Source organism: Cellulosimicrobium sp. E-16 (assembly GCF_049913115.1).
In the GTDB taxonomy this organism is placed as follows: domain Bacteria; phylum Actinomycetota; class Actinomycetes; order Actinomycetales; family Cellulomonadaceae; genus Cellulosimicrobium.
The window spans coordinates 3173695-3200199 of the sequence record NZ_CP183974.1; the positions used below are offsets into that span (position 1 = coordinate 3173695).

Below are 26505 nucleotides of genomic sequence, written 5' to 3' on the forward strand. Positions count from 1 at the left end.
TCACTCCTCCCCGAGGATCTGCGGGACGGCGAAGCGCCCGTCCTCGGCCGACGGCGCCGAGGCGAGGACGTCCTCGACCGGCAGCGGCGGCTCGGGGATGTCGTCCCGGAAGACGTTGGTCATCGGGAGCGGGTGGCTCGTCGCAGGGACGTCGGGCGTCGCGACCTCGCTGACCTTGGCGATGGCGTCGACGATCACGTCGAGCTCGCCGGAGAGCCGGTCCAGCTCCTCGGGTCGCAGATCGATGCGGGCCAGCGCGGCGACGCGCGCGACCTCGTCACGGGAGATGGTGGACATGGTCGCCATTCTAGTGGGGCCCGACGCCGTGCCCACCGCGCCACCGGCCCTCCCGTCGCGGGCGCGTCCGAGGCCGTGCCGCTGAAGAGAGCGCGCCAACCGACGAGGTAGATCCGGTCGCGCGAGGTAGAACCGCGGTCAGGTCTCGTGCCCGCAGGGTCGGGTCCGCGGCGCGCGACCCTCGAGCCCGGCCCTCTCCCGCAGCGCCGCGGCCGTGCAGCGGTGCAGCGGCAAGCGACAGCGGGAGCGGGAGCGGGAACGTACTGGCGAAGCCGACGCCGCGGGCAGTCGCCCGGGTGAGCACAGACCAGGGCGAGACGACGTAGGGCGGGGTGGGTGGTGGTGCCGCGTCGTGGCGGGCCTGGCGGGAGCCGCGAGGAACGAGCGGCGGATGGTAGACGCGGCACCACCACCCCACCCAGCCACACGCCGTCGAGCACGGTCGCGAGCGTTCCACCCGACGTGACCACGGTTCTGTCTCGCGCGACCACGGTTGCGTCAACGCCGGCCAGCGGGCGTGGAGAGGGTATGCGGAAATGCCGAAGGCCCACCCCGTGTGGGGTGGGCCTTCGGTGAAGGGTTGTCCGGCGGCGTCCTACTCTCCCACCCCGTCTCCAGGGCAGTACCATCGGCGCTGAAGGGCTTAGCTTCCGGGTTCGGTATGGGACCGGGCGTTTCCCCTTCGCTGTGACCGCCGTAACTCTGTGAACCTGTCCAACACTGGGGCACCCCGTGGGGGGTGTGGTGTTGGTGGTTCGGGAACCGCACAGTGGACGCGTAGCAAAAGATTGTTGGTGTTGAAGTTGTCGGCTGATTAGTACCGGTCAGCTGCACGGGTCTTTCGTCCCCGCTTCCACGTCCGGCCTATCGACCCAGTGTTCTGCTGGGTGCCTCTCACCCCGTAGGGTATGGAAACCTCATCTTGAAGCAGGCTTCCCGCTTAGATGCTTTCAGCGGTTATCCCTTCCGAACGTAGCCAACCAGCGGTGCTCCTGGCGGAACAACTGGCACACCAGAGGTTCGTCCGTCCCGGTCCTCTCGTACTAGGGACAGCCCTTCTCAAGTTTCCTGCGCGCGCAGCGGATAGGGACCGAACTGTCTCACGACGTTCTAAACCCAGCTCGCGTACCGCTTTAATGGGCGAACAGCCCAACCCTTGGGACCTACTCCAGCCCCAGGATGCGACGAGCCGACATCGAGGTGCCAAACCATGCCGTCGATATGGACTCTTGGGCAAGATCAGCCTGTTATCCCCGGGGTACCTTTTATCCGTTGAGCGACGGCGCTTCCACAAGCCACCGCCGGATCACTAGTTCCGACTTTCGTCCCTGCTCGACCTGTCAGTCTCACAGTCAAGCTCCCTTGTGCACTTGCACTCGACACCTGATTGCCAACCAGGCTGAGGGAACCTTTGAGCGCCTCCGTTACATTTTAGGAGGCAACCGCCCCAGTTAAACTACCCACCAGGCACTGTCCCTGGTCCGGATCACGGACCGAGGTTAGACATCCGAAGCGGCCAGAGTGGTATTTCAACGTTGACTCCACCCGCACTGGCGTACGGGTTTCACAGTCTCCCACCTATCCTACACAAGCCGCACCGAACACCAATACCAAGCTATAGTAAAGGTCCCGGGGTCTTTCCGTCCTGCTGCGCGTAACGAGCATCTTTACTCGTAGTGCAATTTCGCCGAGTTCGCGGTTGAGACAGCGGAGAAGTCGTTACGCCATTCGTGCAGGTCGGAACTTACCCGACAAGGAATTTCGCTACCTTAGGATGGTTATAGTTACCACCGCCGTTTACTGGGGCTTAAATTCTGAGCTTCACCCCGAGGGGTTGACCCGTCCTCTTAACCTTCCAGCACCGGGCAGGCGTCAGTCCGTATACATCGTCTTGCGACTTCGCACGGACCTGTGTTTTTAGTAAACAGTCGCTTCTCCCTGGTCTCTGCGGCCGTCCACGCTCCCCGAGCAAGTCGGTTCACGCTTCGGGCCCCCCTTCTCCCGAAGTTACGGGGGCATTTTGCCGAGTTCCTTAACCACGATTCTCTCGATCGCCTTAGTATTCTCTACCTGACCACCTGAGTCGGTTTGGGGTACGGGCGGCTAGAACCTCGCGCCGAGGCTTTTCTTGGCAGCATAGGATCACCCAGTTCGCGCTTGTGCGCTCACCGTCAGCTCTCAGCCTCATGTCTGGCGGATTTGCCTACCAGACGGCCTACAGCCTTGGACGTGGTCTACCATCGCCACGCCGGGCTACCTTCCTGCGTCACCCCTGTTAATACGCTTACCTACTACCGGTTCGGGTCCCGCGCGCCCCTGTCCGGTGGCCCCGAAGGGCCGGTGGACAGGTTTGGGCGGTCAGCATCACCGGGCTCGGTATGGGCGGTTCTTCGCCGGTAGGAGAATATCAACTCCTTGTCCATCGACTACGCCTGTCGGCCTCGCCTTAGGTCCCGACTTACCCAGGGCGGATTAACCTGGCCCTGGAACCCTTGGTCATTCGGCGGACGGGTTTCTCACCCGTCTTTCGCTACTCATGCCTGCATTCTCACTCGTGTGGGCTCCACCACTGGGTTCCCCCGCGGCTTCACTGCCCACACGACGCTCCCCTACCCACCTGCGCCTCTGGACCACGAAGGCCTGAGTTGAGCGCAGATGCCACGGCTTCGGCGGTGTACTTGAGCCCCGCTACATTGTCGGCGCGGAATCACTTGACCAGTGAGCTATTACGCACTCTTTCAAGGGTGGCTGCTTCTAAGCCAACCTCCTGGTTGTCTGTGCAACTCCACATCCTTTCCCACTTAGCACACGCTTAGGGGCCTTAGCCGGTGGTCTGGGCTGTTTCCCTCTCGACTACGGAGCTTATCCCCCGCAGTCTCACTGCCACGCTTCCACTTACCGGCATTCGGAGTTTGGCTGACGTCAGTAACCTTGTAGGGCCCATCGGCCATCCAGTAGCTCTACCTCCGGCAAGAAACACGTGACGCTGCACCTAAATGCATTTCGGGGAGAACCAGCTATCACGAAGTTTGATTGGCCTTTCACCCCTAACCACAGGTCATCCCCCAGGTTTTCAACCCTGGTGGGTTCGGTCCTCCACGCGGTCTTACCCGCGCTTCAACCTGCCCATGGCTAGATCACTTCGCTTCGGGTCTAGACCCAGCGACTATGGGCGCCCTATTCGGACTCGCTTTCGCTACGGCTTCCCCACACGGGTTAACCTCGCCACTGAGCACTAACTCGCAGGCTCATTCTTCAAAAGGCACGCTGTCACCCCAACCAAGGAGGCTCCAACGGATTGTAGGCACACGGTTTCAGGTACTATTTCACTCCCCTCCCGGGGTACTTTTCACCTTTCCCTCACGGTACTGGTCCGCTATCGGTCACTAGGTAGTATTTAGGCTTAGCAAGTGGTCTTGCCAGATTCACACGAGATTTCTCGGGCCCCGTGCTACTTGGGATCCCCTTCGGGAGGCCGCACCATTTCGTCTACCGGACTCGCACCGTCTGTGGTCCGCCTTTCAATGCGGTTCGACTATGACACGACTTTCTGACTCCCCGGCGGACTGTCAGATCCACCAGAAGGGTCCCACAACCCCGAACACGCAACGCCTGACAGCTTTAACACGCGCCCGGTTTGGCCTCATCCGCTTTCGCTCGCCACTACTCACGGAATATCTCTTCCTGTCGGTACTGAGATGTTTCACTTCCCGACGTTCCCTCCACACACCCTATATATTCAGGTGCGGGTCACACGACATGACTCGTGCGGGGTTCCCCCATTCGGAAACCCTCGGATCACAGCTCGTTTGCCAGCTCCCCGAGGCTTATCGCAGGCTACAACGTCCTTCTTCGGCTCCTAGTGCCAAGGCATCCACCCTGTGCCCTTAAAAACTTCAACAAAAACAACAAAACTGCAGAGAACCAAGAACCACACCCGAAGGTGTGTCTTGATCTTTACAAAGATGCTCGCGTCCACTGTGCAGTTCTCAAACAACCAACGACCCCGACCCCCACCAGGACCCGCCTACCCCATCAGCTCCCGAAGAAGCAGACGACGCGGTTCGAGGTCCGGAGACCGGCCCGTACCAGGCACCCCACCAACCGGTGGCCGGTGACCTGAGGACCCAACAGTGTGCTCGACAAGCCCCCCACCCTCACCCGTGATGTTCCACCACCACCCACCCGACCCCGAAGGACCAGGCAGGCCGGCAGGTACTGACACCAGCAAGACCAGAAGACTCTTTCGTCAATGTTCCACCCATGAGCAACCACCCACCACACGTACGGCGATGGCGTGGCACCTGAACGACCCACCCACCAGCAAAGCCGGCGAGGCGAGCGTTGGTAGCTCCTTAGAAAGGAGGTGATCCAGCCGCACCTTCCGGTACGGCTACCTTGTTACGACTTAGTCCCAATCGCCAGTCCCACCTTCGACCACTCCCCCCGCGAACGGTTGGGCCATGGGCTTCGGGTGTTACCGACTTTCGTGACTTGACGGGCGGTGTGTACAAGGCCCGGGAACGTATTCACCGCAGCGTTGCTGATCTGCGATTACTAGCGACTCCGACTTCATGGGGTCGAGTTGCAGACCCCAATCCGAACTGAGACCGGCTTTTTGGGATTCGCTCCACCTTACGGTATCGCAGCCCTTTGTACCGGCCATTGTAGCATGCGTGAAGCCCAAGACATAAGGGGCATGATGATTTGACGTCATCCCCACCTTCCTCCGAGTTGACCCCGGCAGTCTCCCATGAGTCCCCGGCATAACCCGCTGGCAACATGGGACGAGGGTTGCGCTCGTTGCGGGACTTAACCCAACATCTCACGACACGAGCTGACGACAACCATGCACCACCTGTGCACGAGTGTCCAAAGAGACCACCATCTCTGGTGGCTTCCCGTGCATGTCAAGCCTTGGTAAGGTTCTTCGCGTTGCATCGAATTAATCCGCATGCTCCGCCGCTTGTGCGGGCCCCCGTCAATTCCTTTGAGTTTTAGCCTTGCGGCCGTACTCCCCAGGCGGGGCACTTAATGCGTTTGCTGCGGCACGGAACTCGTGGAATGAGCCCCACACCTAGTGCCCAACGTTTACGGCATGGACTACCAGGGTATCTAATCCTGTTCGCTCCCCATGCTTTCGCTCCTCAGCGTCAGTTGCGGCCCAGAGACCTGCCTTCGCCATCGGTGTTCCTCCTGATATCTGCGCATTCCACCGCTACACCAGGAATTCCAGTCTCCCCTACCGCACTCTAGTCTGCCCGTACCCGATGCAAGCTCGAGGTTGAGCCTCGAGTTTTCACACCAGACGCGACAAACCGCCTACGAGCTCTTTACGCCCAATAATTCCGGACAACGCTTGCGCCCTACGTATTACCGCGGCTGCTGGCACGTAGTTAGCCGGCGCTTCTTCTGCAGGTACCGTCACTTGCGCTTCTTCCCTGCTGAAAGAGGTTTACAACCCGAAGGCCTTCATCCCTCACGCGGCGTCGCTGCATCAGGCTTTCGCCCATTGTGCAATATTCCCCACTGCTGCCTCCCGTAGGAGTCTGGGCCGTGTCTCAGTCCCAGTGTGGCCGGTCGCCCTCTCAGGCCGGCTACCCGTCGTCGCCTTGGTAGGCCATCACCCCACCAACAAGCTGATAGGCCGCGAGCCCATCCCTGACCGAAAAACTTTCCAACCACCCCCATGCGAAGGCGGCTCATATCCGGTATTAGCCCCGGTTTCCCGGAGTTATCCCGAAGTCAGGGGCAGGTTACTCACGTGTTACTCACCCGTTCGCCACTAATCCACCCAGCAAGCTGGGCATCATCGTTCGACTTGCATGTGTTAAGCACGCCGCCAGCGTTCGTCCTGAGCCAGGATCAAACTCTCCGTAAATGAACAACGCCCACCACCAGGACAAACCCAGCAGTGAACAATCCATACGAAGCGAACCCCAACAGGGTTCACAAAACTGGCATCAACACGAAAGATGACATCATCTTCCGAAATCAACCAAAGGAATCCCAGACACAACCAACCACCCTACCCGACGGGTAGAGAAGATCAGCCATGCCACAGGGACAAAAAATTGGCATTGACTAACAAGCACACTGTTGAGTTCTCAAACAACCGACACACACCAACTCAGCACCACCCGACCGGGCAGAACCTCGCTTGGGGCAACCCTTCAACCTTACCAGGTCTTCCCCGGCTCCTCAACCCCGGCTGTTCGCCGGAGTCCAGTCACCGTGGTCTTCCTCGTTGCGGGCAGGAGAACATCCTACGCCATGCGGTGGAAGGGTTTCGACCCCGGGACCAGCCACCCTCGATCGTTCGAGGCGGTGTCTGTTCCTCCCTGTCGGGCCGACATCCAGAACATTACGCGGCCCGTCGCGCCAGGGTCAAGCCGGGCTCGGGTGACCCGGCACACAGGCGGTCGGCCCACCATTCGCGGTCTCGCCCCAGGTCCGGACGCCTCGCGTCTCGCCACCCTCCTCGGGCCGACAGCGCTGCGACGGGCCCCGGCCCCTCACGACGGCCGCGCCGCACGCAGCACCACGCGGTCGCCCGGCCGGAGCTGGGCCGCCCGGTCGACGTCGTCGGCACGCAGCACCCCGAGGACCGGATAGCCGCCGGTGACCGGACGGTCCGCCAGGAAGACGACGGGTCGGCCGTCGGGCGGGACCTGCACCGCTCCGCGCACGAGGCCCTCGGAGGGCAGCTCGCCCGCACGGCGCGGGACCGCCTGCCCGTCCAACCGGATCGCGACCCGGTCGCTGTCCGCGCTCACGGTTCGCAGAGCCCGCAACGCCTGCCACGCGCCGGGGAGGAACCAGTCGGCGCGCGGCCCGGGCAGGACCTCGAGCACCGCGCCCGCCCGCTCGCCGGGGCGCAGCTCCCCGGGGACGTGGCGCACGGGTGCGACACCGAGCACGGGCCAGCGACCCGCCACCGGGGCGCCGACCGTCAGCTCGTCCCCCGGCAGCAGCGGCACGGGGCCGATCCCCGCGAGGGTGTCGCGCGACCGCGACCCGAGGACGGCGTCCGGGGTGACGCCGCCCCGCACCGCGACGTAGGTCCGCAGCCCCCGCACCGCGAGGCCGAGCCGCAGCACGCCTCCGGCCGGCACCGGGACGGGCGCGTTCATGCCCACCGGCACCCCGTCGACCGTCGCAGGCACCGCAGCCCCGGCGAGCGCGACCATCGCGCGCCCCCGGAACCGGAGCGCGAGCCCGCCGAGCGCGACCTCGAGCGTCGCGGCGGTCGCCGGGTTGCCGACGAGACGGTTCGCGAGCGCGTGGGACGTACGGTCGGCGGCCCCCGACGGTCCGACGCCGATCGCCGCGAGACCGGGGCGCCCCTCGTCCTCGACGAGCACGAGCGGGCCCGTCGCGAGGACCTCGACGGCGGGCGTCGGCCCGGTGCCCGCACCCGCGCGCCGGCCCTCGGGGCCCTCCCCCGGCCTCCGGCCCGCGAGGTCCTCCCCCGTGGTCGCACCGGGCGTCGCGGTGCCGCGCCCGTCGCCCCCGCGCACGACGTCCGCACGCGCCGCGAGCGCCGTGGCACCGGCGCGGGACGGCACGAACCGCACCCGAGCGCCGGGCGCGACGAGCGCCGGCGGGTCACGCTCGACGTCGAACATCCGCGCGTCCGTGCGGCCCAGGAGCCGCCACCCGCCCGGGGACTCGCCGGGGTAGACCGCGGTGAGCTCGCCCGCGAGCGCGACGGACCCCGCGGGGACGCGCGTGCGCGGCGTCGCGAGCCGAGGCGCCGCGATGAGGGGGTCGACGCCGGCGAGGTAGGTGAACCCCGGCGCGAAGCCGCCGAACGCGGCCTCGTACTCCCGCCCCGAGTGGCGGGCGACGACCTCCTCGACGCTCACCCCCGCCCAGCGGGCGACGTCTTCCAGGTCGGGACCGTCGTAGTGCACCGAGATCTCGACGACGGCCCCGGCGGGCGCCGGCCCGTCATCGGACGGCGCCCGGAGCAGGACGTGCTCGACCCAGGCGCGGGCGTCCGCGACGTCGGCGGGCGCAGCGCACCGGACGAGCACGGTCCGCGCGGCCGGGACCACGTCGACGACCCCGGCCGGGGCGTCGGTCGCGAGCGCGCGGTGCAGCGACCGCACGGCCGCCAGGTCGGGCAGGTCGACGAGCAGCGCCGTCTCCCCGAACCGGTGCACGTCACCGGCCGCTCCCGTCACGGCGCCGCGCCCTCGGCCGTGCCGACGAACGGGCGCACCTCGACGCCGGCGTCCTCGAGCGCGGCGCGGACGGCGACCAGGAGCCCGACGGCGCCGGGTGTGTCGGAGTGGACGCACACCGAGTCGGCCTCCACCCGCACGGGCGAGCCGTCCGCGGCCGGCACCGTGCCCGACGTGGCGAGCTCCACGACGCGCCGGGCGACCTGCTCGGCGTCGTGCACGACGGCGCCCGGCAGGCCGCGCGGGACGAGCTCGCCCGTGGGGAGGTAGCCCCGGTCGGCGAACGCCTCGCGCACCGTCGGCACCCCCGCGGCGTCCGCGAGGCGCAGCACCGTGGACCCGGGGAGGCCGACCACGGGGAGCGAGGGGTCGTAGGCGCGGACGGCGTCGACGACCGCGCGAGCCTGCGCCTCGTGATGGACGATCGCGTTGTAGAGCGCACCGTGCGGCTTGACGTAGCGCACCCGGTCCCCCGCCAGGCGCGCGAAGCCGTCGAGCGCCGCGAGCTGGTAGAGCACGTCGTCGGCGAGCTCGACGGGGTCGACCTCCATGAACCGACGCCCGAAGCCCGCGAGATCGCGGTAGCTCACGTGCGCCCCGACGCGCACGCCGCGCGCGACCGCGTCGCGCGTCACGGCCCGCATCGTCGCCGGGTCGCCCGCGTGGAACCCGCACGCGACGTTCGCGCTGGTCACGAGGCCGAGCAGGGCCTCGTCGTCGGCGAGGGTCCAGCGGCCGAAGCCCTCGCCGAGGTCGGCGTTGAGGTCGATGCGCGTCACCCGACCATCATGCCCGGAACGGTCCGGCGCCAGGGCGCGAGGGCCGACCGCGTCCTCAGCGTCGGGGCGTAGATTCGCGGGCATGCCCGAGGACCTCCCCACCGCTCCCGCGACCGTGCGCGTCCGCCGCGCCACGACCGAGGACGCACCCGCGCTCGCCGGGCTCGCGGCCCTGACGTTCCCGCTCGCGTGCCCGCCGGGCACGTCGCCCGAGGCGATCGCCGAGCACGTCGCGACGCAGCTCTCGCCCGAGCGGTTCCGCGCATGGGCCGCGAGCGCCGACCACGCCCTCCTCCTCGTCGAGCCGGTGTCGGACGGGGTCATGCACGACGCCGCAGCCCCCCTCGGGTACGCGCTCCTCGTCCGGGGTGTGCCGGACGACCCCGACGTCGCGGCGGCGGTGGGACCGGGCGAGGCGGTCGAGCTCTCGAAGATCTACGTGCACCCGGAGGCCCAGGGGACGGGTGCGGCGAGCGTGCTCATGATCGCGTCGACGCAGGCGGCCACACGGCTCGGGCTCGGCCTGCCGGTGTGGCTCGGCACGAACGTGCTCAACGCCCGGGCTCAGGCGTTCTACCGGAAGCACCGGTTCGACGTCGTCGGGCACCGCACCTACGTGGTCGGCGGTGAGACGCATTCCGACGTCGTCATGGCCCTTCCTCGGGACTGACTCCCGCGCCGCGCGTCGTCGCGGGTGCTGGAGGTCAGGTCCCGGTCGGGCTCGGCCTGCACCCCGGAGGGCGCCCGACCGGGAGGTCGGTGGGGCGGCCCGCCGTGGGCCGCCGTCGGTCAGTGGTCGTGGTCCTCGTGCGCGTCCTCGTCGTCCGTGGGGCCGCCCTCATGACCGAGGTCCATGCCGCCGTCGAGCGAGTCGTCCGGGTGCACGGGCAGGAACACGTGGACGTGTCCCTGCCCACCGGCGGTCGAGCGGAGGTCGAGCTGGATCGCGGCGAGGCCCCACGCGTCGACGGCGCGCGTGCGCAGCTCGCCGGCGAGGGCGTAGAGGTCGGACGCGGCCGTCGGGTCGCTCGCGTCCGCGGCGGCCGCGAGGCCGACGGCATCGAGCGTGTCGCCGACGAGCTGGAGCGAGGTGAGCATCCCGTTGCGGACGATGTTGTGCTCGGAGGAGCCGCTCTGGAGCGACTCGGTCTCGGCCACGAGGCCGTCGACGGTCGCTCGCCACTCCGCGACCTCGGCCGGGTCGGCCGGGACGGCGGTCGAGCCGTCGACGGGGAGCACCGCGTGCAGCCCGTGCAGGACGGGGACGAGCTCGGTCTGCACGTGCTCGGCGTGCTCGATCGAGGCGACGAGGTTGTCGGCGTCGCGCGCCTCCTCGGCCGCCTCGAGCTCGGCGACGCGCGCGGGGTCGACGGCGAACCCCTCGTCGGTCGCGGCCGGCGCCTCGCGGGTCAGCACCACGACGAGCGCGACCACCACCGCGACCACGGCGAGCGCGGCGAGGGCCAGGAGCACCCGGCGCCAGGGGTCGAGACCCGCGAACCACCGGCGCGCGCGGACGCGCGCCGGCGGTCGGGGCTCGGGGCGGCCGGCACCGCCCCGGTCTGCGGGACGGGAGCGGGCGGGCGTCGTCGTCGGGCCGCCTGTGCGGCCGGAGCCCTTCCGGGTGTCCCTCGCCGCCGGCGTCCGGGCCGAGGACGTCCGTCCTGCGGTGCGCTGTGCCACCTGTCGCTCCTGTCCCTGGTCGTCCCGCTCGGTGTGCGCCGGCCCGGCCGCGAGGCCGGGCCGGCGCGGTGGCCGGTGACGGGAGCGGGTCGCCCGTCACCGGCCCGCCGTCAGCCGCAGCTCACGGCGTCGTACGGCACCTCGATCTCGGTCGTGACGTCGCCGAGCGTCGCCGTGACCGTGGCCGTGCCCGCGTCGAACGACGTCGCACGCGACGCGAACGACTGGTAGGCGTTGCCGCCCACCTCGACCGCGCCGAACTCCTTGGAGCCGAACGGCGTGGTCAGGGTGATCGCGACGGGCGCCTCGTCGGCGTTCGTCGCGCGGAGGGCGAGGTACGCCTTGCCCGCGAGGCAGCGGGCGGAGGCGGTGACCTCGACGTCGACCGTCGGCTCCGGCTCGGACTCCGTCGTGAGACGGAACCAGTCGAACGCCACCGTGACCGGCGTCTCCTGCTCCGGGCCGATCGCCATGAGGCCGACCTTGGTCAGCGCCGCGTCGTTGGTCACCGGCGCGCCGAGCGGCGTCCAGTTCACCCCGCCGTCGCTGACCCAGCCCTGGTACGTGCTCCCCACCTTCTCGAGGCGCACGTACCAGTAGCCCGACTCCGTCGAGTCGGCGAGCTCGAGCTGGCGGTTGCCGCCGTTGCCGAACTGGCCACCCTTCTCCGAGACGAGCTCGGCGCCGAGGTTGAGCGCCGCACCCGGTGCGTTCTTCGCGAGCACGTCGGCCTTGACGTAGTTGTCGTCGTCGCCGTACGCGATGAGGCCCGCGAGCTGCCACCGGTGCACGAGCGGCGCCTTGAACCGCGTCTCGACGACCCAGTCGCCCTCCGGAACGGTCTGGAGGACGAAGTTGCGCGGGTCGCCGTTGTTCCCGGCGTTGATGTCGCCCGGCTGGGTCGTGATGCGCAGCTCGCCGCCGGCGACGGCGACCTTCGACCCGTCGTAGCGCACGATCGCGTCCCAGCGGCAGCCGTCGAGGGCGTCGCCCTCGAACTCGTCGCTCGGCTCGCGCACGCCGTCGTCGGGCTCGGCACCCGTGACGTGGACGTAGTCGACCTTCGCGACCGTGTTCGCGGTCGCCGTGTCGCCGCCCGCCATGACGCCGAACGTCGCGTCGGGCTTGACGGGCGCGGAGCCCGCGAGCGCCGTCCACGCCTGACCGTCCGCCGAGTACGCCGCCGTGATCGCCGACCCGTCGGAGACGAGGCGCAGGTGGATCGTCGACGGGAAGCCCGTCGCGACGTCCGTCTGGCCGTGCCACGTCCGGGACCCGCCGGTCTCGGTCTGGAACTCGAGGAAGCGGGCGCCGCTCTGGTTCTTGGTGAACGCGAGCTTGGTGTACTCGTCGTCGTCCACGTGGACCAGGAGGCCGGCGTGCTGCCAGTGCCGGGCGAGCGGGACGTCGAGCTTGGTCTCGAGCGTCCACGCCCCGGCGGGTGCGGGCTGACCGAGGTAGCTGATCGGCCCGGTCACCGCCTCGTTGATGTCGCCCTGCACGACCGGCAGGACGGCGTGGCCGTCGGCGACGGTGATCGGCTGGCCCTCGGCCTGACGGACGACCGTCCACCGCGGGTCGAGCGCGTCGCCGTCGAACTCGTCGGACGAGTCCGCGAGACACTGCGGCGGGTTCTCGCCGCCGGGCTCCTCGGTCTGCGGGTCGTCGTCGAACGCGAAGTCCTGGAACTCCACCGCGCTCGTCGCCGTCGTGCTGTGCGCCGTGACGAAGAGACCCACGTCCTGGACGGACGCCGCACCCGGCAGGGCCTGCGGCTCGCCGATCTGCGTGAAGTTCTCGCCGTCCTTGCTCCAGGAGGCCGTGTACAGGTCGCCGTCGCGCACGATCCGCACCCACGCGGGGTAGCTCGTCGAGCTCGCGGCGCTCGACGTCGCGAGCTGACCGCTCGAGTTGCCGCGCAGCCACTCGAAGCCACCGCTCGGGCGCATCCCCAGGGCGGCGTAGCCCTGCGAGTTCGCCGTCTGCGTGACGTCGTTGCGGACGATGATCCCGGCCTTGGCGGACCCGTTGGAGTTGCCCTGGCTGTTGATCTTCACGGTCGCCGACCAGTTCTCGTCGGCGCCCTGCTCGCGGTAGATGGTCGAGTACTCGTTGGTGCCCTGCCACATGTTCGCGCCGCCCGACGTGACGAGGTACTTGCCCTCGGCGAGCTGCTCGAACGTCCCGTTCGCGTTGGTGAAGGTCTTCATCCCCGCGAAGAGGTCACCGACCTGGGCGAGGACGACGCGCGAGCGCGTGTACAGGCCCTTGTCGTTCGTGGCGACGGCGGTCAGCTCGTAGTAGTTGTCCGCCGTGGGGTTCCACGTGGCCTCGTACGGGGCCGTGTCGTCGACGCCGATCGACTCGCCGTCGACGAAGAACTCGACCTGCGTCACGGTGTTCTCGGTGTCGTCCGCCTCCGCGGTGACCGTCATCTCGCCCTGCTCGAGGCGGACGCCCGCCTCGGGGGACGCGATGCGGACCTTGGGCCGGGTCGTGCCCGAGACGCCCTTGCCGTCTGCCTCGATGAAGTTGAGGCGACGCTCGCCCTCGCCCGGGAACACGACGTAGAGCGTGAACGGCTCCAGGGGGTCGGTGACCTCGACGGTGACGTCCGTGAAGGTGCCGAGGCCGGTCTGCGGGATCTCGGCCGTGCCGAGGAGCTCGCCGTCGGCCGCGTCACGACGCAGCTCGATGGTGCCCTCGGCCGCCGCCGCGACGCGCAGGTTCAGCGCCTGCACGCCGTACAGGCTCACGGGGTCGTACGACGCCCAGGAACCGTTGGACCCCGTGATGACGGACCCGCCGCCCTCGACGTCCCGGCTCGGGATCGTCGTGGTGCCGTCGGAGGCCGCGTGGAACTCCGCCTCGCGCTTCTTCGGGAAGATCAGCGTGGTGTCCGACCCGGTGAGCGCGGGCACGTCGCCCTCGCCGCCGCGGTCGGTGTAGCGCGCGTCGATCACGTAGAAGACGTTCATGTCCTCGCCGTGGCCGCCGCCGAGGCTCGTCGCCACGGTGCCCGTGCGGCCGTGGAGCGGCTCGGCGGGGTGCGCGTGCGCGTCGTGCCCGAGCGCGGGCTGGATGATGACCTGCTCGTCGTCGATCGCCTCGCCGTCGGGCGAGTCCTCCGCGTCCGTCACCGAGACGTCCCACGTGATGTCGTCGCCGAAGGTGAAGAACGAGCCGGTGGGCGGCAGGCCGAAGTCGACCTCGGGCCGCGTGTTGCCCACCGTGATCGGGACGGTCGCGGTGCCCACCTTGCCGGCGGGGTCGGTCACCGTGAGGCGCGCGTCGAAGACGCCGTTCTCGGTGTAGGTGTGGCTGGGCGCGGCGGACGTCGAGTCCGTCGTGCCGTCACCGTCGAAGTCCCACGCGTACGTGAGCTCCTCGCCCTCGGGGTCGGTGCTCCCCGTGCCGTCGAACGTCACCTCGAGCGGCGCGATGCCGGAGTCCGGCGTCGCGACCGGCTTCGACACCGGCGAGCGCGAGCCCGACAGGTAGTCGATGCGGTGCAGGCCCGAGTTCGGGTTGTCACGGCCGAAGCCGCCGCCCCAGTCGAGCACGTACATCGCGCCGTCGGGGCCGAACTTGGAGTCGATCGGGGCGAGGAACTGCTCCTGCGGGAGGAACGGGTTGACCTTCTCGACGTCGGTCGCGCCGGGCGCGGCCTCGGGGTCCTTGAGGTCGATCGTGTACATCTTGTTGCGGGCCCACTCGTAGAAGAAGGCCTTGCCGTCGTAGGACTCCGGGAACTTCGTGTCCGAGTCGAGCTCCGGGTCGAACTGGTAGAACGGGCCGCCCATGGGCGCGAGGCCGCCGCCGGCGTTGATCGCGCCGGGGACGGACGAGCGCTGGTAGCCGTACCAGAGGTCCGCCGGCTGGGCCGGGGGCAGCTCGGTGAGGCCCGTGTTCTTCACGGAGTCGTTGACGGGCGCGTCGCAGTCGAAGAAGTCGCCGACCGTGACGGGGTTCGTCCGGTAGTCGACGTCACGGAACGGCTCGTTGTTGCCCATGCACAGGGGCCAGCCGAAGAAGCCGGGCTCCTTGATGAGGTTCCACTCGGCGATCCCGGCCGGGCCGCGGTTGGCCAGGTTGTCCGACCCGTTGTCGGGCGAGTAGTCGGCGACGCCGAGGTTGCCCGTCTTCGCGTCGATCGTGAACCGGAACGGGTTGCGGAAGCCCATCGCGTAGATCTCCGGCAGCGTCTTCTCGGTGCCCGGGGCGAACAGGTTGCCCTCGGGGATCGAGTACGTGCCGTCGGCCTCGGGGTGGACGCGCAGGACCTTGCCGCGCAGGTCGTTCGTGTTCGCGGACGTCGCGCGCGCGTCGTGCCACGTGCCGTCCCGCTCCGAGATCGGCGCGTAGCCGCCCGACGGCTCGGAGTGCGGGTTCACGTCGTCGCCGACGCCGATGTACAGGTCACCGGTCTCGTGGTCGACGAGGAGGCCGCCGCCCGTGTGCCCCGGCTCGTCGGGCAGGCGCCCGGCCGGGATCTCGAGGAGCACCTTCTCCGACGCCGGGTCGATCACCGTGGAGCCGGGCCCCTCGGAGGAGACCGTGAACCGCGAGACGCGGCTGAAGAAGTTGGCCGGGTCGGAGTCGTTCGAGCTCGCCGGCGAGTAGTACTGGTACAGGTACCCGTTCTCGGCGAAGTCCTTGTCGAGCGCGATGCCGAGCAGGCCGTCCTCGCCGCCCGAGTACACGGGGATCGTGATGGCGGTCGTGGTGTTCTGCGTCCGCGGGTCGTACACGCGGATCTGCCCGCGCACGAGCTCGGTGTAGAACACGCGGCCGTCGGGCGCGACGTCCATGCCGAAGGGAGCGCTCGTGTTGGAGTCGAGCGCGATCTTCTCGAACGAGCCCCAGTCGGTGCCGCCGCAGTCGCCCTCGACGAGGCCCGCGGCCCACTGCACGCCGCCGACGATGTGCTGCACGAGGTCGGGCTCCTGCGTGTAGTGCGCCCCGAAGTGGCCCATGCCGGTCATCCAGGCACGGCCGCCGTCGTAGGGCTTGCACCACGAGATCGGGTGGTCGTAGCCCATCTTGTTGCTGCCCGCGTCGTACGTGGACTCGTCCATCGTGGCGAGCACGTGCGCGCTGCCCCGGACGTTGGCCGAGTAGTTGTACCACTCGTCCGCGCGCGTCCAGCGCTGGGACAGGTGCTCGGTCGACGGGTGCGTGCGGTCCTCGACCCGGACCGTGCCCGGGAGGCCCGGGCTGTTGCCGGTGGCGGCGTGACCGGGCATGAGCGCCCCGATCATGTCGTCCCACCAGCCGTAGCTGCCGCGCATGTCCGTGGCGTTGTGGATCGCGACGATGCCGCCGCCCGCCTGCTGGTAGCGCTCGAGCGCCGCCTTCTCGTCGGCGTTCCACGGGTCGCCCGACGTCTGGAACATGACCAGGGCGTCGTACTGCGCGAGGGTCTCGTCGTTGAAGACGGTCGAGTCCTCCGTGTGGTCGGACGCGATGCCGACCTCGGCGAACGCCGCCTCGAGCACCGGGGTGCCCTGCGTGATCGCCTCGCTGTGCCGGAACTGGGTCGTCTTGGTGAAGATGAGCACCTTGTGCTCTTCGTCCGCGGGGACGGGGTCGTCGGCGGCGCTGGCCATCGTGACGGGCGCGAGCGTGAACGCGAGCGCTCCGATGGTCAGAGCCGCGACGGACCTCGCCCTGCGTGGGCGTCGTGCGGTCATCGTGCTGCCTCCAGGGCATGACGTGCGGACCCGGACGTCGTCGTCCGGGAAGGGTGGTCGTCATCCCGCGGCGTGCCGGCGCTGCGGTCGTGGATCGACTACGGCTACGGGTGCTCCGGCGTGGGCATCAGTCCCTTCAGGTGGGCCAGGCCATCGACGGCGATGGCGTCCTGGGTCGGTGCCAGCGGCCGCCAGATGGAGGCGGCCGTGGCGATCGTCGCGTTGTCGGCCGTGAAGGACTCGATGACGAGGGGTCCGTCGTAGCCGGTCGCGTCGAGCGCGGCGAGGAGGGCGGGCCAGTCCAGGTGGTCGTTGCCGGGTGCGCCCCGGTCGTTGCCGCACACCTGGACGTGCGCGATGCGCTCGCCTGCGCGCGCGACCGCCGCGGGCAGGTCCGTCTCCTCGATGTTCATGTGGTAGACGTCGAGCATGAGGCCGATGCCGGCCGCAGGCAGGAGCCGCACGACCTCCAGCCCCTGGTCGACGGTGTTGACGAGGCTCGTCTCGTAGCGGTTCAGCGGCTCGAGCCCGACGACGACGCCCGCCGCGATCGCGTGCTCGACGACCGGGGCCAGGTTCTCGGCGAGCTCCTCGTACGCCGCCGCGCGCTCGGCGGGGCTCAGGCGCCACGTGCGCCCGACGGACGCGTAGGCCGGCCCGCCGATCACCGGGGCGCCGACCGTGCGCGCGACGTCGACGACGTGCCGCAGGTAGTCCTGCGTGGCGCGCACCGTCGCGGCGTCCGCGGCGACGAGCTCGCGGCCCTCGCCCATGACGAGCGAGACGCTCGCGCCGAGGCCGTGGTCGGCGAGGACCGTCGCCGCGGTCGCGGGGTCCCAGTCGCCCGGGTTCTCCACGGGCAGCTCGAGCACGTCGAAGCCCCACCCCGCGACGCGGGGCGCGATGCCGCGCAGCGCGTCGTCGGTGAGCGGGGAGGTCCAGACCCACGTGTTGACGCCGAGCGCTCGGCGGCGCAGCGGCAGGGTCGGGGCAGGAAGAGCCACGTCGCTCTCTCTCGTCGGGTCCGAGCGCTCGGCCGTCCCGCCCGCGTGCCCGACGCCGCGGGGCACCTCCCCACGGGAGGTGCGCCGCGTCGTCGGGCGGGCGGGCGGGGCGCCCGGCCGGTCGGACGGCGACCGGGCGGCCCCTGGGTGGTCCGACCGCGAGGGTCGGACCGGGTGGTTCTGCGGAACCTCTCAGGTCCCGTGCGGACGACCGGTCAGCGGTCCGTCCAGGCCTCCGGGAAGCCCGGCAGGTCCTCGCCGCCGAACTTCGCGTAGTGCAGCGACGGCATGTCCTTGTTCGCCTCGAGGTACGCGTCCAGCTCCTCGGCGTCGATCGGCGACTGCGGCAGGACCCACTCCGAGGGCACCTGCTCGCCGGCCCAGATCATCTGGGCCGCGAGGATCGGGGTGCGCCACTGGAAGTTCGAGTACACGGCGCCGAGGGCGGTCATGTCCGTGTCCTTCCACTTGCGCAGGAAGCTCATCTCGTCCTCGCCCATGAAGACCGGGTAGGGCTTGCCGGCGTCCTCGAACGCCTCGACCGCCGCGACGGCGCCGTCGCCGGCGTCCATCCAGATGCCGTCCACGTCGCCACGCTGGAGGTACTGGGTGACGATGTCCTTGATCTTCGCACCGTCACCGCCGGTGAACTCCGCGCCCACGACCTCGAGCTCGGACTCCGAGAAGATCTTGTCGGCCGCGGCCCAGCGGTTCTCCAGCACGTCCACGCCGGGCAGGATGCGCAGCGCGAGCACCTTCGAGCCCGGCTCCAGGTTCTCGACGAGGAACTCGGCGCCGTCGGCGCCGTACGCGTAGCCGCCGATCGGGTGGATGAACGTGACCATGCAGTCGGTGTTCACGCCACGGTCGAACACGATGACCGGCTTGCCCGACTCGCACGCGGCCTCGACCGCGGGCGTCAGGGTCGCCGTCGTCGACGGGGAGATGACGATCGCGTCGCAGTCGCCCGCCTCGACGAACGCCTGGATGTCGGAGATCTGCTTGTTGTCGTCGTCCGCCGCGTCCGAGACGCGGAACTCGCCGATCACGCCCTCCTCGGTGAGGACGTCGACCTGCTGCTGCATCGTGATCCAGCCGGTCACGCGCCACGGGTTGGACACCGAGGCGTTCGAGAAGCACAGCGTCTTGCCGCCGCCCTCGCTCGCGTACTCGCCGGTGTCCACGTACTCCGGCTCGATCGCCTGGAGCCACGGCTGGTCGGCCGGGCCCTCGGGCACGACCTCGCGCTGGGCGAGCTGACGGTCGTAGTCCGCCTGGACGAACCACTCGGAGTCGGCGCCACCGGACTCCTCGCCCGCGGGGCTCTCCTCGGCCGAGGTCTCGCCGCCCTCGCCGGCGTCGGTGGGGGTGTCGGTCGTGCAGGCGGCCGTGAGGAACAGCGTGGCCACCGCCGCGCCGGCCAGGAGTGCTCGTGTACGTCGCATGTCCTTCTCTCCTTGGGGGTGAGACGTCGTCGTCCCGCAGCGTGCGGGGGAAGGGGGTACAGCTCGGAAGGGGGTTCTTTCGGGCGTGGTCGGGTCGAGGTCGCGCGGGCGGGGGTCCGCCGGGGCGCCGGTGCTCAGGCGTTCGCGGGGGCGGGCTCCTTCGGTGCGGGGGTCGGGCCCGCGGCAGGCGGGGCGTCCGGGGTGGACGCGCGGCGCCGCGACCGGCGCGGCAGCGCGGCGTAGGCGACGGCCGCGATGATGATCACGCCCTGGATCGCCGGACGGATCGTCGACGGGAGGCTGAGCTGGTTGAACAGCGTGAACAGCGCCTCGAGCGTGAGCGCGCCGGCCATCGCGGCGATCACGGTGCCCCGCCCGCCGCCGAGCACGACGCCCCCGAGCACGACGGCCGTGATGGCCATGAACTCCAGGCCCTGCCCGACCTGCGCGGTCACGCCCGCATAGCCGCCGATGAGGATCGCGGCGACGGTCGCCATGAAGCCCGAGAGGAGGAACGCACGCGTGCGCACCCACCAGACCGAGCTCCCGGCGTAGCCGGCCGCGACGTCGTTGTCGCCCGTGGCGACGAGCGTGCGGCCGAACGGCCGGCGCATGAGCAGGGCGGCGAGGACGCCGAGGACCACGACGATCAGCAGCGCGTACGGCACCTGGAACTGGCCCGGGTTGTCGGGGATGCCCCCGCGTCCCCACTGCCGGAAGCCGTCGGTCAGCGCGCCCGTGGGGGCGCCGCCCGTCCAGAGCCGGATCGCTCCGTACAGCACGAGCATCATGCCGAGCGTCGTGATGAACGACGGCACCTTGAGGAGCGTCGTCACGAGGCCGTTGACGAGCCCGACGGCGAGGCCGAAGACGATCATGAGCGCCATGACGGGCCACGTCATCGAGTCCTCGCCGTCCATGAGCTTCGCCGCGATGACGACCTGGGCGCCGACCAGGGAGCCGACCGAGAGGTCGAACTCGCCCGAGACGATGACGAAGTACTGCCCGATCGCGAGGATGACCAGCGGCGCCGCCTTCTTGACGAAGGCCATGAGCGACATGGGCTCGCCGAACGACGGGTTCATCACGAGGATGACCGCGAAGACGAGCACGAGCAGCGCGAACACGGTCCAGCTCCCGCCGGCGGTGAGGCGCTCGAGCCAGCCGGCCCGCGGCGCGCGCGCGGGGATCGTCCGGCGCGTGGTGTCGGTGGTCATGCGGACGCACCTCCGGTGCGGGTCGGGCGGAAGCGGGCCCGGCTGCTCGCCGGGTCGATCTGGCGCCGGGCGTACAGGGCGACGGCGGCGATGATGATGACGCCGCGCAGCACGTCCTTGAAGAACGGGTCGACGTCGAGCACGTTGAACACCGTGTCGAGCACGGCGAGGATGAGGACGCCGCCCACGGTCCCGACGATCGAGCCGCGCCCGCCCATGAGGAGCGTGCCGCCCAGCACGACGGCGGCGATCGAGTCGAGGTCGAGCCCGTAGGAGTAGACGAGCGCGTTGCCGGTGCCGAACCGCGCGGCGATGAGGAGGCCCGCGACGCCCGCGCACACGGAGCAGAGCACGTGGGCGAGGATCAGCGTCCGGTCGGTACGGATGCCCGAGAGCCGCGCGACGTCGGTGTTCCCGCCGACGGCGAACATGTGGTACCCGGGCCGGGTGCGCGTGAGGAGCACCACGCCGACGGCAGCGACGAGCAGCATGACGATCGTCGAGACCGGGACCGGGCCGACGCGCGTGTACCCGAACATCTGGAACGAGGCGGGCACCTCGCCCGCCGGGCCCTTGAACTGCGTGTCGAGGTAGCCCTTGATGATGAGGCCGACGCCGAGCGTCGCGATGAAGGCGTTGACGCGGAGCTTCGCGATGACGAGCCCGTTGACCAGGCCGACGACCGCCGCGACGCCCACCGCCGCGAGGACGCCGAGCCAGACGCGCGAGGGGTCGCCCGCCATGGTCGTCGCGCCAACGATCGAGCTGAGCGCCACGACGTACCCGACGGACAGGTCGAGCGACTTGCACAGGATGGCGAACGTCTGCCCGATCGCGACGAACCCGAGCAGGCTCGTCTGCGTGAGCATGTACGCCGTGTTCGCGGTGCTGAACAGGTTGCCGCCGCCGACGGCGACGAGGACGCCGGCGATCACGAGGATCCCGACGAGGGCGAGATAGACGATCTCCGTCGACCCCAGGCGGCGCCGGCGCGCGGGGGCGCGGCGCGCGGTGGGGGCGGCGGTCGCGACCGCGGTGCTCATCGGTCCTCCTGCGGGCCGTCGGTGTCGGTGTCGTGCGGGGCGCCGGGCTCGGCGCCGGGCAGGTCGTCCGCGTCCGCCAGGGCGCCGAGGTCGACCTGGACGTGCTCGCCCGACGTGTCCTCCCCCGCGCCGGTCGCGAGGGCCATCACGGTCTCCTCGTCGCTGCCGGCGGGGAGCTCACCGGCGAGGCGGCCGTCGCGCATGACGAGCACGCGGTCCGCCATCGCGACGACCTCGGGCAGCTCGGACGAGATGAACAGGACGGCGACGCCGCTCGCGGTGAGCTCGCGCATGAGGTCGTAGACGGCGCGCTTGGCACCCACGTCGATGCCGCGGGTCGGCTCGTCGAGCACGATCACCTGCGGGTCCGTGACCAACCACTTCGCGAGGACGACCTTCTGCTGGTTGCCGCCGGACAGGTACTGGACCTCGGCCTCCTGCGAGCTCGCGACGAGCTCCAGCGAGGAGAGGATGCCCGGGATGCGCTTCGCGCGCCGGTCCGCCTGGCCGGGCACGACGGCGTCGAGCACGAGGCGCGCGTTCGCGAGGATCGACTGCCCGAGCGCGAGGCCCTCCGCCTTGCGGTCCTCGGTCACGAGCGCGAGCCCCGCACGCACCGCCTGGCGCGGCGAGCGCACGTCCGCCGGCTTGCCGCCGACGAGCACGCGGCCGCGCGTGAAGCCCGCGATGCCGAAGATGCCGTGCGCGATCTCGGTGCGGCCCGAGCCCTGGAGACCGGCGAGCGCGACGATCTCGCCCGCCCGCACCTCGAGCGACACGTCGTCGACCTGCGTGTTGCCCACGCCCTCGAGCGCGAGGCGCACCTCGCCCGGGACGGTCGAGGGGTCCTTGTCCGGGAAGTACCCGGCGAAGTCGCGGCCGACCATGGTGCGCACGAGCCCGTCGGGGTCGATGTCCGCCGTCGGGGTCGTCAGGACGTGGTTGCCGTCCTTGAGCACCGTGATCGTGTCGCAGAGGTCGAAGATCTCCTTGAGGCGGTGCGACACGTAGAGGATCGCGACGCCGCGCTCCTTGAGCCGGTGGACGAGCTCGTAGAGCAGCTCGACCTCCTGGTCGGCGAGGGCGGCCGTGGGCTCGTCCATCGAGATGATGCGCGCGTCGTAGGACACGGCCTTGACGATCTCGACGATCTGCTGCTGAGCGACCGAGAGCGACCCGACGCGCGTCCACGACGCGAGGCCGGTGAGGCCCAGGTCGGCGAGGAGCGCCGTGGTGTCCGCGTGCATGCGGCGGCGGTCGACGAGACCCGCGCGGCGCGGCTCGCGGCCGAGGTAGACGTTCTCGGCGACCGAGCGCTCGGGCAGGAGGTTGAACTCCTGGAAGACGGTCGAGACGCCCGCGTGCTGCGCGGCGAGGGGCGACGCGAAGGTCGTGGTCTCGCCGTCGAGCTCGATCGTGCCCGCGTCGGGGCGGTGCACGCCCGCGATGATCTTCATGAGCGTCGACTTGCCGGCGCCGTTCTCGCCGACGAGCGCGTGGACCTCGCCCGGCCGCACGTCGAGGTCGATGCCGCGCAGCACGGAGTTGCCGAAGAACTCCTTGCCGATGCCGCGCAGCCGCAGGATCGGCTCGTCGCCGCCCTCCCCCGTCGCCGGCGGCCGGGGCTCGCGCGTGGTCGTCGCGGTCATGCCGGCACCTCCACCCAGCCGCCCGAGCGCACCGACTCGCCCACGGCGGCGGCGAGGCGGGCGGCGCGCAGGCCGTCGTCGAACGTGGGCAGGCCGTCCGGGACGCTGCCGCCGATCGCCGTCGCCGTGTCGGCGACGAGCGCGTCGAAGCAGTCCTGGTAGCCCTGCGCGTGCCCGGCGGGCAGGCGCGAGTAGCGGGCGGCGGCCGCGGAGAGCGCCTCGGGGTCGCGCACGAGGAGGCGCGACACGTCGCGGCGGCCCTCCCACAGCGTCTCGGGCTGCTCCTGGTCGAACGCCAGCGTCGACTCCGAGCCCGAGATCTCCAGGTACAGCCGGTTCTTGCGGCCCGCCGACACCTGGGAGATGACCGCGGTCCCGAGCGCCCCGCGGTCCGTCGCGTACTGGAGCGTGACGGCGTCCTCGGTCGCCACCTCGTGCACGACGCCGTCCGCTCCCCGGCGACGCGGGTTGACGGTGGCCGACTGCGCGACGAGGCGGGCGATGCGGTGCCCGGTGGTGAACTCGAGCAGGTCGCAGAAGTGGGAGCCGATGTCGCCGAAGGCCCGGCTCGCGCCGCCGAGCGCGGGGTCGACGCGCCAGTTGTCGTCGGACTCCCGCAGGAGCCAGTCCTGGAGGTACGAGCCGTGCACGAGCGAGATGGTGCCCACCTCGCCCTGGCGCACGCGCTCGCGCGCCTCGCGCACCATCGCATGGAACCGGTAGGTGAACGGCACGACCGCGACCCGGCCGTCCGCCGCGCGCGCCTCCGCGGCCAGCGCCGCGAGCTCGACCGCGCCCTCGACGTCCGTCGCGAGCGGCTTCTCGCACACCACGTGCTTGCCCGCCGCGAGCGCGGCGCGGGCGAGCGGGACGTGCAGGTGGTTGGGCGTGCACACGTGCACGACGTCGACCTCAGGGTCGGCGAGCAGCTCCTCCGCGCTGGCGACGGCACGCTCGGCCCCGAGTCCGGGCGCCGCCGCGCGGGCGATCTCGAGGTCCGCGGCCGCGACGCTCACGACCCGACCGCCGCCGGTGCGCACGGCGCGTGCGTGGACGCCGCCCATGAACCCCGCGCCGAGGATCCCCGCGCGGTAGCCGGAGGCCGGCAGACCGCCGTCGTCGGGCGCGCTGGCGGGGAAGGTCGTACGGGCGGCAGGGGCCCCTGTCGTGGTCGCTCCGGGGAGGTGCGCACCCGGTTCCAGCACCGGGGTGCGCACGTCCTGCGCGACGTCGTCGGCTCGCATGGATGACAACGTAGGGGCACTTCTGTCGAGCGTCAAGCAAAAGCCGAACATCAATCGTCACGGTTATATAACCCAAGCCGCAAAACAAATGTGAAGGATCACATGAGCCCAGCCTGCGACGACGCCCGCTGCGCGGCGCCGGCCCGGACGGCCTGCCGGAGGCGGGCACGCCACCGCCCCCGGCCGTCGAGGGGCCGGGGGCGGTGGCGTGTCGGACTGTCCTCCCCCACCCGCCGGCCGGCCGAGCCGGCCGACGGGGAGACTGCGCGTGCTACTTGGTCGAGAACGCGGCGTCGAAGGCGGCGTCCGGGGCGTCGAAGGCGTACTTCTTGACGAACTCGAGGGCCTCCGGCGCACCGACCAGGCGGTCCATGCCGGCGTCCTCCCACTCCACGGAGATGGGCCCCTCGTAGCCGATGGTGTTGAGCATGCGGAAGGCGTCCTCCCACGGCACGTCGCCGTGGCCCGTGGAGATGAAGTCCCAGCCGCGGCGCGGGTCCGCCCAGGCCAGGTGGGAGCCCATGCGCCCGTTGCGGCCGTTGTGCATCCGCTTCTTCGTGTCCTTGCAGTCCACGTGGTAGATGCGGTCCTTGAAGTCCCACAGGAAGCTCACCGGGTCGAGGTCCTGCCACACCATGTGGCTCGGGTCCCAGTTGAGGCCGAACGCCTCGCGGTGCCCGATCGCCTCGAGCGTACGGACGGTCGTCCAGTAGTCGTACGCAATCTCGCTCGGGTGCACCTCGTGGGCGAACTTCACGCCGACCTCGTCGAAGACGTCGAGGATCGGGTTCCACCGGTCGGCGAAGTCCTGGTAGCCGGCGTCGATCGCCTCCTGCGAGACCGGCGGGAACATCGCGACGTACTTCCAGATCGCCGAGCCCGTGAAGCCCACGACCGTCTTCACGCCCAGCTTCGCGGCGAGCCGCGCGGTGTGCTTCATCTCCTCGGCGGCACGCTGGCGCACGCCCTCGGGGTCGCCGTCGCCCCACACCACGTCCGGGAGGATGTCGCGGTGGCGCTGGTCGATCGGGTCGTCGCAGACGGCCTGGCCCTTGAGGTGGTTCGAGATCGCGTAGACCTTGAGGTCGTACTTGGCGAGGAGGTCGAGCTTGCCCTGGACGTACTCGTCGTCGTCCCAGCGCCACGGGTCGAGGTGGTCTCCCCAGCAGGCGATCTCCAGGCCGTCGTAGCCCCAGCCGGACGCGAGCCGCGCCACCTCCTCGAACGGCAGGTCGGCCCACTGCCCGGTGAAGAGGGTGATCGGTCGTGCCATGGTCGTGTCTCCTTCGGTCGTTCTCGGTATCGCGCCCGGGGTCACCGGGCGGACGTGCTGGTCAGGGAGCGGGGCTTGCCGTCCGACGACTCGTCGGCGGCGGCAGCGCGCGAGCGGCGGCGGACGACGACGTAACCGCCGACGAGGAGGAGCGCGGCGACCACGGCGACCGCGATCCACACGCCGGCGCCGCCGCCGGTCGACTCCTCGGCCGCGGTACCGGTCCCGTCCGCCGCGGCGGCGTCGTCCTCGGCCTCCGTGCCGGCCGCACCGTCCTCGGCACCGGCCGCGGCCTCGTCGTCCGCGTCCGGGGCCGGCTCGGGCAGGGGCACGACGTCGACCTGCGCGGACGCGGTCGCCTCGGACGGGTGCGTGATCGTGGCGGTGAGGGTCCAGTTGCCCTCGGCGAGGACGCCGGGCTCGGACGTGTACCAGCCGACGCCCTCCGACGCCGACGAGAGCGTGAGGGGGCCGACGGTCTCGCCGTCCGCGGACTCCGCCGTCACGGAGACGTCGGCCGCCTCCTCGACCGGGTGGCCGTCGAGCTTCCAGGTCAGGTTGGCGGAGATGCCGCCCTCCCCGTCGGTGCCGAGGGAGATCACGACGTCGCCGCCGTGCGCGGCCGCCGGGGCCGCGACGCCCAGCAGCGCGACGACGCCGCCGAGCAGCACGCCGAGCGCCGCTGAGAGAAGTGCGCGCGCCCCGACCCGGGATCGGGTGCTGGAGCTGGTGGTGCCGCTGGGCTGCGCAGACGTACGGGACATCGGGTCATCACCTCGTCGTGGTCCGTGTGGTGGCTCCGGGGCCGACGGCGGTCGTCGGTCCCCGGGGTGCCCCGGCGCCGGGCCGGAGCGCCCGTTCCCGGGCGCCGGGGCCGGAGACCCGGAGGTCCCCGTCGTGCTCGTCGTGCGGGCAGCGTACGGTCGGCCCGGCCGATGGGCCGCCCGTCCGCCGAGCGCCCGCACGCCGAGCGCGGTGCCCGGCGGGCC

Annotated in this window: 14 protein-coding genes and 3 rRNA genes; 1 reads left to right on the top strand and 16 read right to left on the bottom strand. The window is 70.2% G+C overall.

The annotated features are described in order from the left end of the window. From gatC to ACN9MS_RS14125, 6 genes are all read right to left on the bottom strand, one after another. Positions 1-297: an Asp-tRNA(Asn)/Glu-tRNA(Gln) amidotransferase subunit GatC gene (gene gatC / locus ACN9MS_RS14100; RefSeq protein ID WP_426309152.1), complete on the bottom strand. Its 297-nt coding sequence runs from the start codon at positions 295-297 to the stop codon at positions 1-3. A gap of 582 nt (positions 298-879) precedes the next feature. Continuing rightward, a 5S ribosomal RNA gene (gene rrf, locus ACN9MS_RS14105) occupies positions 880-996 on the bottom strand. 95 nt (positions 997-1091) lie between these two features. Beyond that, a 23S ribosomal RNA gene (locus ACN9MS_RS14110) occupies positions 1092-4198 on the bottom strand. Positions 4199-4656: 458 nt separating this feature from the next. Continuing rightward, positions 4657-6178: ribosomal RNA gene (locus ACN9MS_RS14115) — 16S ribosomal RNA — on the bottom strand. Together the 16S, 23S and 5S rRNA genes form the textbook arrangement of a ribosomal RNA operon. A 634-nt stretch (positions 6179-6812) precedes the next feature. Next, positions 6813-8486 (bottom strand): 5-oxoprolinase/urea amidolyase family protein, encoded by a 1674-nt coding sequence (locus ACN9MS_RS14120; RefSeq protein WP_426309153.1) that lies wholly within the window; start codon positions 8484-8486, stop codon positions 6813-6815. Next, entirely contained in the window at positions 8483-9265 is a 783-nt protein-coding gene (locus tag ACN9MS_RS14125; protein WP_426309154.1) for a LamB/YcsF family protein, read from the bottom strand. Before ACN9MS_RS14125 ends, ACN9MS_RS14120 begins: the two co-directional genes overlap by 4 nt. Before the next feature lie 82 nt (positions 9266-9347). On the opposite strand from ACN9MS_RS14125, the gene ACN9MS_RS14130 reads away from it, so the two are divergent. Further along, a complete protein-coding gene (locus tag ACN9MS_RS14130; RefSeq protein WP_426309155.1) occupies positions 9348-9935 on the top strand; it encodes a GNAT family N-acetyltransferase in 588 nt (195 codons plus the stop codon). 119 nt (positions 9936-10054) lie between these two features. Here the strand turns inward: ACN9MS_RS14130 and ACN9MS_RS14135 are convergent, their stop codons facing one another. The 10 genes from ACN9MS_RS14135 to ACN9MS_RS14180 form a co-directional block, all read right to left on the bottom strand. Further along, a complete protein-coding gene (locus ACN9MS_RS14135) occupies positions 10055-10948 on the bottom strand; it encodes a hypothetical protein (protein ID WP_426309156.1) in 894 nt (297 codons plus the stop codon). 110 nt (positions 10949-11058) lie between these two features. Beyond that, the gene (locus ACN9MS_RS14140; protein WP_426309157.1) at positions 11059-16641 is read right to left on the bottom strand and encodes a ThuA domain-containing protein; all 5583 of its coding nucleotides are present in this window, start codon (positions 16639-16641) and stop codon (positions 11059-11061) included. Positions 16642-16745: 104 nt separating this feature from the next. After that, on the bottom strand, positions 16746-17645 hold the full coding sequence (locus ACN9MS_RS14145; RefSeq protein ID WP_426309158.1) for a sugar phosphate isomerase/epimerase family protein: 900 nt from the start codon (positions 17643-17645) through the stop codon (positions 16746-16748). 215 nt (positions 17646-17860) lie between these two features. Further along, positions 17861-19090: a substrate-binding domain-containing protein gene (locus ACN9MS_RS14150; RefSeq protein WP_426309159.1), complete on the bottom strand. Its 1230-nt coding sequence runs from the start codon at positions 19088-19090 to the stop codon at positions 17861-17863. A 134-nt stretch (positions 19091-19224) separates the two neighbouring features. Then, positions 19225-20307 (bottom strand): ABC transporter permease, encoded by a 1083-nt coding sequence (locus ACN9MS_RS14155; protein ID WP_426309160.1) that lies wholly within the window; start codon positions 20305-20307, stop codon positions 19225-19227. Further along, the gene (locus ACN9MS_RS14160; protein WP_047234093.1) at positions 20304-21350 is read right to left on the bottom strand and encodes an ABC transporter permease; all 1047 of its coding nucleotides are present in this window, start codon (positions 21348-21350) and stop codon (positions 20304-20306) included. The genes ACN9MS_RS14155 and ACN9MS_RS14160 overlap by 4 nt, the downstream gene beginning before the upstream one ends. Beyond that, the gene (locus ACN9MS_RS14165) at positions 21347-22999 is read right to left on the bottom strand and encodes a sugar ABC transporter ATP-binding protein (RefSeq protein ID WP_426309161.1); all 1653 of its coding nucleotides are present in this window, start codon (positions 22997-22999) and stop codon (positions 21347-21349) included. The genes ACN9MS_RS14160 and ACN9MS_RS14165 overlap by 4 nt, the downstream gene beginning before the upstream one ends. Beyond that, positions 22996-24243 carry a Gfo/Idh/MocA family protein gene (locus ACN9MS_RS14170; RefSeq protein WP_426309162.1) on the bottom strand — a complete coding sequence of 416 codons (1248 nt, stop codon included), beginning with the start codon at positions 24241-24243 and terminating at the stop codon, positions 22996-22998. The genes ACN9MS_RS14165 and ACN9MS_RS14170 overlap by 4 nt, the downstream gene beginning before the upstream one ends. A gap of 271 nt (positions 24244-24514) precedes the next feature. Then, entirely contained in the window at positions 24515-25516 is a 1002-nt protein-coding gene (locus tag ACN9MS_RS14175) for a sugar phosphate isomerase/epimerase family protein (protein WP_053369958.1), read from the bottom strand. A 41-nt stretch (positions 25517-25557) separates the two neighbouring features. Beyond that, positions 25558-26280, bottom strand: coding sequence for a hypothetical protein (locus tag ACN9MS_RS14180; RefSeq protein WP_426309163.1), 723 nt, complete (start codon positions 26278-26280; stop codon positions 25558-25560). Between the last annotated feature and the right edge of the window lie 225 nt (positions 26281-26505).